The sequence below is a fragment of the Albidovulum sp. genome, assembly GCF_049646345.1.
Classification (GTDB): domain Bacteria; phylum Pseudomonadota; class Alphaproteobacteria; order Rhodobacterales; family Rhodobacteraceae; genus Albidovulum.
Window position 1 is genome coordinate 1 of record NZ_JBARVQ010000782.1, and the last position, 8,991, is coordinate 8,991.

Here is an 8,991-nt window from a genome sequence, read left to right on the forward strand (position 1 = left end):
ACCCTCTACAAGGAACGTAACCTCGTCGAGCGGTTCTTCAGTCAGATCAAACGCTTCCGCCGTATCGCCCTGCAGTGCGAGAAAACCGTCAGCTCATTCAAAGCCTTCGTCAATCTCGCTTGTGCTATGGCGTGGATCGGGTAAATGCAGACGCCCCCCTAAAGTGCTTCGGGTTTTCGCTTAGATAACAAGTATTAGAATTCGAACTCAAAAGGCTCGAATTCTGATTCAGAGTAAACTCGAAACGCTTTAATCCAAAAAAAATGTGCTCCCGGATCATCGCTGAAATGACCGGGAGCTGGCGGCAACATATTGCCTCACGGGAGCATTGAGCGTTGCCATCAAGATATGTTGTGGGGCGCGCTACGCAGCTTCGGCATTACCCACAAGATTGCTGAGCTTGTCGATCGCTTCCTGAATCAGGCTTTCGACATTCGCATCTGCGCCTTTATCAGTTCCGCCTGCGTTTGCGGTGTTTGTATTTTCAGCGCCTTCACCCTTACCGACCATCTTTTCAAGCATGGCGATGAGTTGCCCAACGAGATCGCGCAGAGCCGCCTGATCGGATCCCGCGCCCTCCGGAGCGTCGGCGCCTCCGGCTTTTTCACCTGCTGCTCCGCCTGCGGCCTCAGCACCGTTGCCGCCCTGAGGTGCAGCGCTCTCACCCTCAGCTTCACTCTCATCATCAAGAGTGCCAAGCAGTTCGTTGAGATTTTTCGTAAGCTCCTGCAGCCGATCCTGTTCCCAATCTTTAACGTTGCCGGCGTCTTCGGCACCATCCGTCGCGCCCTGGGACTCACCACCTCCGGCACCTTCACTGTCCAATCCCTGCTCGCTCAACATGCCTTGGAAGCTTTCGAGCTGCGTCATGATCTGCTGGGCCATGCCTTGAATGCTTGAACTGTCATCCATCTGCTCGCCACCCAGGCCCGCATTCTTTGCGGCTTCCCATTCATGACCCTGGCCTTCTTGCGGCATCGTAATATTGATGCTTAGCATATTCGAGAAAAGCGCTCCTTCTTGAGATATGTTACCCGCAGATTGCTCCGGCTGGTCAAATTGCATCGGATCGCCGCGACCGGCACCATTGATACTTCCCACGCTCATTTTGATCTCCTCAAGTAAATCCTGAAATAAGGCATACCCATCAGGCCGAAGCGGTGTCTGTGCGAAACACTACGCGGGACGTTGCAGAGAACTACTTACGGCAGCTTGTAGGCCCCTACGGCTCTGCTGAGGGCGCGGATGCACAGGCCCTGACGGCATCGAGATGGCCGGTATAAAGCGTGTATCCGACAGGCTCAGGACCTTTTATTGGCCGCTCCAAAGGTGGCCTGACGACGAAGATCCATGCAGCGGTCGACGCCCTCGGGCTGCCAATCCGAACTGTCATCACCCCCGGTCAATGTGGTGAGAGTCCGCAGGCACGAGGGCTGATCGACGGGCCAACGGACGCGCAACACGTCATCATGGTCGCCGCCTATGATGCATACCATCTGCGCGCAGTACTGTCACGGCATGTGGTCGATCAGGTTGGAGGTGAATCGTTCTGGCTCTGAACTCCAGCATCTGCAGATGAACTCTTGAGCCGTGAGGCTTTAGATTGCCTTCAATCGTCGTCCAAAGGTGTAGAAGCGAATGAAGGCACAGAAATTCCACCACGTGCGCGGACACTAACTAAACGTATGTGTGGTAAGCGTGTGTGAAGCGCCCGAAACGGCGGCGTCAAGATTCTGATATATATATGCTTTTTTTGAGAACGGGTGGTGGCGGAAGCGGTGGGATTCGAACCCACGAACGAGTCTCCCCGTCGCTGGTTTTCAAGACCAGTGCCTTCAACCACTCGGCCACGCTTCCGTCGGCAACGGCCTTACCCTGTTGTTTGCGATTCTGAAAGCCGGTCGCGGCTGATTTCCGCGTGCATGCCTGCCCAGCCTTTCCTTGCGGTATGCGACCCGCTAGAATAGGTTAAAACACGGCAATTGACGCATCCGTCGGATGCAAACCGGGCTGGTCCTGCATGCGATTACGAGATGTGGTGACCGTTCTTTCTGGGCAGTTCAAACGCGGCGGTGAGTTCGCGTGAAATTGGGGGCGAACATGAATAGGCAGGGCAAACCGTGGCTCGGGACATTGATTGTCGCGGGTTTCGCGCTGAGCGCGTGTCAGACGGGATCTCAATCGGCCGTGGATTCAGAGACAAAGGTGCAGTCCAGCGCCGTGTCCCTGGAAGGGTCGGTTGATAAGGAGGTCGAGGCGCCCGAGGTCTTTCAACTGACGTCCAAGGGGCTCTGGGATGGCCGCCCGTCGCTTGGCGGCACCTGGGTCGCGCATCCTGATGTGACCGACCCCGAACGGGTCGTTATCCGCAATGCGGCCAACGGAAAATCGATCACCGGCGCCCTGTTCCGGCTCGAGCGAGACAATCCCGGACCCAGCCTTCAGGTGTCCTCCGACGCGGCAGAGGCGCTCGGCCTGCTTGCTGGGCAGCCGACGGAACTGAGCGTCGTGGCGCTCCGCAAACAGAAGATCGAACTGCCGCCTGCGCCACAGCCCGAGGCAGAAGCAGAAGCGACCGGGACGGCAACCGCCGCGACCGGTCAGGCGACAACCGAGACCGCCGCTCCGGAAACCGAGATCGCCGCCGAGCAGCAGGCCGAGCAACCGGCGAAGAAGTCCGGCGGGCTCTTTGGGTTCCTGCGCAAGAAGCCCAAACCCGAAGCAGAACCTGAAATGGCAGAGACCGCACTCGCACCCGAAGTGCCTGGTGCAGACCAGCCGCTGCCCGAAAACGCGGTCGTCGAAACTGAAAGCGCTGTGGTCGACGACTTGGCCTTGGCACCGGAAGCCGCCGCAGAACCGGCCCGCAAGAAATCCGGCGGACTTTTCGGGTTCCTGCGCAAGAAGCCGAAGGAAGACCCGGCTATGGCCGCGCCGGTCACGGACGGAGTGACATCTGGCCCCATCGAACAGGCGCCGCTTGACGCAATCACCGGCTCAGCGGCGGCGGCCCTCGACCGGGCCGACGCGCAAGGCACCGCAGCGCCGGACCAGACCCGGCTGGAGCGCTCCTATATCCAGATTGCGACCTTCACTGCCGAGGAAAACGCCACTACGGCGGCCGACAAGGTGAAGTCGGCAGGCCTGACCGCAACGGTGATCCCCGAACAGGGCAATGAAAAGCCCTATTGGCGCGTCGTCGTCGGCCCGGTCGCTTCGGTCGCCGAACGCGATGCTCTGATGACCCGAGTGAAGGATATCGGTTTTGCCGACGCCTTCCCCGTTGCCAAGTAAACGAAGGACCGACGACACGATGTTTCGCCTCTTCGCCCCTTTGATCCTCGGGCTTCTCGCGGCCCTTCCCGCCCAGGCCTTCGATACCCGCGCCAAGGCGGCCTGGGTCTATGACATGACGACCGACACCGTGCTTCTCGACAAGAACGCGCATGAAAAGCTGCCGCCTGCCTCGATGTCGAAGCTGATGACGATCAATATGCTCTTTGAAGCGCTCCGCGATGGACGGGTGCGGCTGGATGAGGAATTCGCGGTGTCGTCGCGCGCCAAGGCGATGGGCGGCTCAACCATGTTCCTCAACGAAACTGACCGGCCGACGGTCGAAGAGCTGATCAAGGGCATCGTGGTTCTTTCCGGCAACGACGCCTGTGTTGTCGTGGCCGAAGGGCTGGCGGGGACCGAGGAAGATTTCGCCAAGAAGATGAACGAACGGGCCAAGACGCTTGGCCTCAACGATTCCACCTTTGCCAATGCCTCGGGCTGGCCGCATCCGAACCAGCGCATGTCGATGCACGATCTTGGCCGCGTTGCCGAACGTCTGATCGACGAATTCCCGGAATATTACGGCTATTTCGCGCTGACCGAGTTTCCCTATGATGGCCGCTCTCCCGACAACCGCTTCAACCGCAACCCGCTTCTGCATCTTGGTATCGGTGCCGACGGGTTGAAGACCGGGCATACGCAGGAAAGCGGATATGGTATCGTCGGCTCCGCCGTACAGGATGGCCGCCGCGTGGTCTTTGCGATCACCGGGCTGACCTCGGAACGCGAACGGGCCGAAGAGGCTGAGCGTGTCGTCAACTGGGCCTTTCGCGAATTCGTCCAGAAGACGGTCGCCGAAAAAGGAACCCGCATCGCCGATGCCGATGTCTGGCTGGGCCAGTCGACGCGCGTCGGTCTGGTCGTGAGCGAGGATCTCGAACTTCTCTTGCCGTCGCTCGCGCAGGAAAAGCTGACCGCCAATGTGGTCTATACCGGCCCGATCGAGGCACCGATCGAGGAAGGTCAGAAACTCGCCGAATTGCAGATCAACATCCCCGGCATTCCGATGGCCACCGTGCCGCTGGTCGCCGAACAGGCGGTGCCCAAGGGCGGGTTCCAAAGCCGCCTGCGCACCGCTTTCGGCATCCTTGCCAAGCGCGTGATGGCCGAGATTGCCGAGATGCAAAGCTGACCGGCGGTATGTTCATCACCTTTGAGGGGATCGACGGGTCCGGCAAATCGACCCAGGCACGGATGCTGGCCGATCACTTGCGCGGCTTGGGCCGCGATGTGGTGCTGACCCGTGAACCGGGTGGCAGTACGGGGGCCGAGGAAATCCGGCGGCTGGTGCTTGAGGGCGATCCCGATCGCTGGTCGGCGGAAACCGAGATCCTGCTTTTTACCGCAGCCCGGCGCGACCATCTGGAACGGGTGATCGACCCGGCGCTGAAGGCAGGCAAGGTCGTCATCTCTGACCGGTTCGCCGATTCGACCCGGATGTATCAGGGCCTGTCGCGCGGTGATCTGCGTGACACGGTGGACCGGCTGCATCAGATGATGATCACCCGCGAACCCGACCTGACCTTTATCATCGACATGGACCCGGAAACCGGGCTTGCCCGCGCCAGAGGGCGGAACGGAACTGAGGAACGGTTCGAGGATTTCGGGGCCGGATTGCAGGCCAGGATGCGTGATGGCTTCCTGTCGCTCGCCGCCGAATTTCCCTTCCGCTGCCGGGTAATCGACGGCAACCGCCCGCCCGAAACTGTCGCGGCAGAGGTCGCCGCGATCGCCGACAGGGCGCTGGCATGAGTGATCCCGACCATCCAGAACCCGATCGCATCGAAGGCGCCCCACATCCCCGGGACACCGTCCGGCTGATCGGACAAGGTGCTGCCGAGGCGTCCTTTCTCGATGCCCATTCAGCGGGGCGGCTTCATCACGCTTGGCTTCTGACCGGGCCGCGCGGGGTCGGCAAGGCCACACTCGCCTGGCGCATTGCCCGTTTCCTGCTGGCCACACCCGAGGATGATGGCGGCAGTCTGTTCGGCGATCCGGCCCCCGCGCCCGCAACACTCGACATTGCCCCTGATCACCCGGTCGCGCGGCGCATCCATGCAGGCTCTGAACCCCGGCTCTTTCCGCTCCGACGGGCATGGGACGCCGACAAGAAGCGGCTGAAAAGCGTCATCACGGTGGACGAGGTCCGGCGGATGAAAAGCTTCCTGCAGCTTTCCGCCACCGATGGCGGCCGCCGCGCCGTGATCGTCGATCCGGCGGATGAAATGAACATTGCCGCCGCCAACGCGCTTTTGAAGATGCTCGAGGAACCGCCCCATGGCGTCACCTTCCTTCTGATCTCGCACCAGCCCTCGCGGCTTCTGCCAACCATCCGCTCGCGTTGCCGCGAACTTCGGCTCACCACCCTCGCGCCCGACGCCCTTACCGAAGCCATGCAAGCCGCCGGGGCGGAGGCAGGCAATGGCACCGCCCTTGCAACGCTGGCAGGCGGATCGGTGGGTGAGGCGATGCGGCTGACCAATCTCGACGGGTTGGAGACCTACGCTGCCATCGTCAAGCTCTTCGCGACGATCCCCCGCCTTGACCGGCCACAGGCGCTGAAACTCGCCGACAGCGCCGCGCAGCGGGGGGCCGAGGAGAAACTCTCGCTTTTTCTCGACCTCATGGACCTTTTCCTTGCCCGCCTCGCCCGCGCCGGTGCGACCGGCATGACAGGACCAGAGGCCGCACCGGGCGAGGCACAGCTTCTGGCCCGCCTCGCGCCCCATGCCACTGCAGGCCGCCGCTGGGCCGAACTGCAACAAAGCCTTGGTGCCCGCGCGCGACACGGCCGCGCGGTCAACCTCGACCCCGCTGCCCTGATCCTCGACATGGTGCTGAAGATCGACGAAGCCGCACGCGACACGCTCGCCGCCTGACCCAAACATCCGCCCTCACAGAATTCGCGCGCGCCACCGCATTCCCCTCGGCCAAAAAACGCGCTAAAGGCAGGCCATGACCAGACCTGCTTTTATCACCGACAGCCACTGTCATCTCGACTTCCCCGACTTCGCCGGGGAACTGCTCGACGTCATCGCTCGCGCCCATGCCGCAGGTGTGCATCGCATGGTGACGATCTGCACGCGGCTGAAGAACGAAGCGCAGGTCCGCGCCATCGCGGAAACCCATGCCAATGTCTTCTATGCCGCTGGCACCCATCCAATGAGTGCCGCCGAAGAGCCGATGGCGACAGTGGATGAGCTGACCGCACTGGCGAAACACCCGAAATTCGTCGGCATCGGCGAAACCGGGCTCGACTACCACTACACCGCCGACAGTGCCGAGGTGCAAAAGCAATCGCTCCGCATCCATATCGCGGCGGCCCGCGAAACCGGTCTGCCGCTGATCATCCATGCCCGCGCGGCGGATGAGGATATGGCCCGCATCCTGAGTGAAGAACACCGAAACGGCGCCTATGCTTGCGTCATGCATTGCTATTCCTCGGGGCCAGAGCTGGCACGCGCAGCACTCGACCTTGGCTTTTACCTCTCCATGTCCGGCATTGCCGCCTTCCCCAAAAGCGCCGAGCTGCGCGACATCTTCGCGAACGCCCCGGTGGACCGTATCCTTGTCGAAACCGACGCCCCCTACCTCGCCCCGCCACCACATCGCGGACGGCGCAACGAACCGGCCTATACCGCTCATACCGCCAAGGTCGGGGCCGAGATCTTCGGCCTCAGTTACGAGGATTTCGCAGCCCGGACCGAGGCGAATTTCGACCGGCTCTTCTCCAAGGCGGCAGCAGCCGCAAAGGCGGCCTGACATGGCGCGGATGCGCTTTACCATCCTTGGCTGCGGTTCCTCCGGCGGCGTGCCGCGGATCGGCGGGCTCTGGGGCGACTGCGACCCGGAGAACCCGAAGAACCGCCGGACCCGCTGTTCGATGCTGGTCGAACGCATCGGCGAAGAGGGCATCACCCGCGTCCTGATCGACACCTCGCCCGATATGCGCGCGCAGCTTTTGCGGACCGAGATCGACCACCTCGATGCCGTCCTCTACACCCATTCCCATGCCGATCATGTCAACGGGCTGGACGATCTGCGCCAGCTTGTGTTCCTGACCCACCGCCGTGTCGCGGTCTGGGCCGATGCGCAGACGCAGGAAGCGCTGATGTCGCGCTTTGCCTATGCGTTCGTGCAACCCGAAGGGTCCTCCTATCCCCCGATCTGTGATCTGCACACGATCCGGGGCGTGGTCGATATCGACGGACCCGGCGGGCGGATCAGCTTTGACCCGTTTGAGGTCGATCACGGCGATATCGACGCTTTAGGCTTCCGCATCGGCAATCTTGCCTATCTGCCCGATGTGCTGTCGATCCCGGAACCGGTCTGGGACAGCCACCTCAATGGGCTCGATTTCTGGATCGTCGACGCGCTCCGCCGCAAGCCACACCCGACCCATGCTCATCTGGCCCTGACGCTCGAATGGCTGGACCGCGCCCGGCCGAAAAACGGCATCGTTACCAACATGCATATCGACCTGGATCATGCGACGGTTGAGGCAGAGACCCCCGACCATATCAGCGCCGCCTATGACGGGATGGTGCTGGAATTCGGGGTCTGATCCTTGAATCTGCCGATCGAGACCCTTCTCGATGTGACACTCCCGGTCTTTCTGGTCATCGGCTTCGGCTATCTCGCTGTTCTTTTAAAGCTCTTTCCCGATAGTGGCGTCGACGGGCTGATGAAATTCACCCAAGGGTTCGCCATCCCTTGCCTCTTGTTCCGGGCAATCTCCACCCTCGACCTTGGCCAGACCTTCCAGTGGCCGCTGCTGCTTTCCTTCTATACCGGTGCCACCTGCGGCTTTTTCGCAGGGCTTTTCGGCGCAAGGTTTCTCTTCGGGCGGCCCTGGCCGGATGCGGTGGCGATCGGGTTCTGCTGCCTCTTCTCGAACTCGGTTCTTCTGGGCCTGCCCATCACTGAACGCGCCTATGGTGCCGCAGCACTTAATGCGAACTATGCCATCGTCGCGATCCACGCGCCCTTCTGCTACGCGGTCGGCATCACCGCGATGGAGATCGTGCGCCATGGCGGTGCAGGCATCTTCCGCACGATTGTGGCTGTCGCCAACGCGATGTTCCGAAACTCGCTGATGATCGGCATCGCGGCGGGCTTTGCCGTCAATCTTACCGGCACCGCCCTGCCCGGCGTCCTGACCGACGCTGTCGATCTCATGGTTCGTGCGGCGCTTCCTGCGGCCCTCTTCGGCCTTGGCGGAGTTCTTGTGCGGTACCGGCCCGAAGGTGATCTTGTCACAGTGCTCTTCGTCTGCGGGGTCGGGCTGATCCTGCACCCCGCGATCACCTGGACACTGGGGCAGAGCTTCGGGCTGGCGCAGGCCCCGTTCCGCTCAGCCGTCGTGACTGCCGCGATGGCGCCCGGCGTCAACGCCTATGTCTTCGCGAACATGTACGGGGTCGGAAAGCGCGTCGCCGCGACAACGGTCCTTTTCGCCACCGCGCTCTCGGTCCTGACGGTTTCAGTCTGGCTCAGCCTGCTTGGATAAGGCGTCATACGCTTTTAAGCGTAAGCGTCCGGCCTGACTGCTCTGACGGTCCGTAGAGTGTGTTGATAAGTGTCCACCATTGATAGTGGACATCTTGAGGGCGGCTATGGCGGGCAAGAAGGGTCAGAAGAAGCGGTTCTGGTCGG

9 protein-coding genes, 1 tRNA gene and 1 pseudogene are annotated in these 8,991 nt (G+C 61.7%); 9 read left to right on the forward strand and 2 right to left on the reverse strand.

All coding sequences use genetic code 11. From position 1 onward, the window contains the following. Positions 1–144 (forward strand): transposase (locus WBB85_RS20525; protein WP_432640451.1); only part of this gene is annotated, 144 nt, incomplete at its 5' end. Between the two features lie 219 nt (positions 145–363). Here WBB85_RS20525 and WBB85_RS20530 read toward each other — a convergent pair. After that, a complete protein-coding gene (locus WBB85_RS20530; RefSeq protein WP_432640444.1) occupies positions 364–1,107 on the reverse strand; it encodes a hypothetical protein in 744 nt (247 codons plus the stop codon). Between the two features lie 209 nt (positions 1,108–1,316). On the opposite strand from WBB85_RS20530, the pseudogene WBB85_RS20535 reads away from it, so the two are divergent. Beyond that, positions 1,317–1,559 (forward strand): annotated as a pseudogene (locus WBB85_RS20535) (transposase); the annotation flags it as partial. A 208-nt stretch (positions 1,560–1,767) separates the two neighbouring features. Here the strand turns inward: WBB85_RS20535 and WBB85_RS20540 are convergent. Further along, a tRNA-Ser gene (locus tag WBB85_RS20540) sits at positions 1,768–1,857 on the reverse strand. A 330-nt stretch (positions 1,858–2,187) separates the two neighbouring features. On the opposite strand from WBB85_RS20540, the gene WBB85_RS20545 reads away from it, so the two are divergent. The 7 genes from WBB85_RS20545 (at position 2,188) to WBB85_RS20575 (ending at position 8,845) form a co-directional block, all read left to right on the forward strand. Further along, positions 2,188–3,294, forward strand: a complete 1,107-nt coding sequence (locus tag WBB85_RS20545; RefSeq protein ID WP_432640445.1) for an SPOR domain-containing protein — start codon at positions 2,188–2,190, stop codon at positions 3,292–3,294. A 19-nt stretch (positions 3,295–3,313) separates the two neighbouring features. Continuing rightward, positions 3,314–4,468, forward strand: a complete 1,155-nt coding sequence (locus tag WBB85_RS20550; RefSeq protein WP_432640446.1) for a D-alanyl-D-alanine carboxypeptidase family protein — start codon at positions 3,314–3,316, stop codon at positions 4,466–4,468. Positions 4,469–4,476: 8 nt separating this feature from the next. Further along, the gene (tmk, locus tag WBB85_RS20555) at positions 4,477–5,088 is read left to right on the forward strand and encodes a dTMP kinase (protein ID WP_432640447.1); all 612 of its coding nucleotides are present in this window, start codon (positions 4,477–4,479) and stop codon (positions 5,086–5,088) included. Further along, positions 5,085–6,215 (forward strand): DNA polymerase III subunit delta', encoded by a 1,131-nt coding sequence (locus WBB85_RS20560; protein ID WP_432640448.1) that lies wholly within the window; start codon positions 5,085–5,087, stop codon positions 6,213–6,215. Before tmk ends, WBB85_RS20560 begins: the two co-directional genes overlap by 4 nt. Before the next feature lie 76 nt (positions 6,216–6,291). After that, positions 6,292–7,098, forward strand: a complete 807-nt coding sequence (locus tag WBB85_RS20565) for a TatD family hydrolase (RefSeq protein WP_432640449.1) — start codon at positions 6,292–6,294, stop codon at positions 7,096–7,098. 1 nt (position 7,099) lies between these two features. After that, positions 7,100–7,900 carry an MBL fold metallo-hydrolase gene (locus WBB85_RS20570; protein ID WP_432640450.1) on the forward strand — a complete coding sequence of 267 codons (801 nt, stop codon included), beginning with the start codon at positions 7,100–7,102 and terminating at the stop codon, positions 7,898–7,900. Between the two features lie 15 nt (positions 7,901–7,915). After that, positions 7,916–8,845, forward strand: coding sequence for an AEC family transporter (locus WBB85_RS20575; RefSeq protein WP_432640452.1), 930 nt, complete (start codon positions 7,916–7,918; stop codon positions 8,843–8,845). Positions 8,846–8,991 lie beyond the last annotated feature (146 nt).

Coding starts and splice junctions, on each gene's coding strand:
- WBB85_RS20530 (WP_432640444.1), bottom strand. CDS start 1,107: ATGAGCGTGGGAAGTATCAATGGTGCCGGTCGCGGCGATCCGATGCAA.
- WBB85_RS20550 (WP_432640446.1), top strand. CDS start 3,314: ATGTTTCGCCTCTTCGCCCCTTTGATCCTCGGGCTTCTCGCGGCCCTT.
- tmk (WP_432640447.1), top strand. CDS start 4,477: ATGTTCATCACCTTTGAGGGGATCGACGGGTCCGGCAAATCGACCCAG.
- WBB85_RS20560 (WP_432640448.1), top strand. CDS start 5,085: ATGAGTGATCCCGACCATCCAGAACCCGATCGCATCGAAGGCGCCCCA.
- WBB85_RS20565 (WP_432640449.1), top strand. CDS start 6,292: ATGACCAGACCTGCTTTTATCACCGACAGCCACTGTCATCTCGACTTC.
- WBB85_RS20570 (WP_432640450.1), top strand. CDS start 7,100: ATGGCGCGGATGCGCTTTACCATCCTTGGCTGCGGTTCCTCCGGCGGC.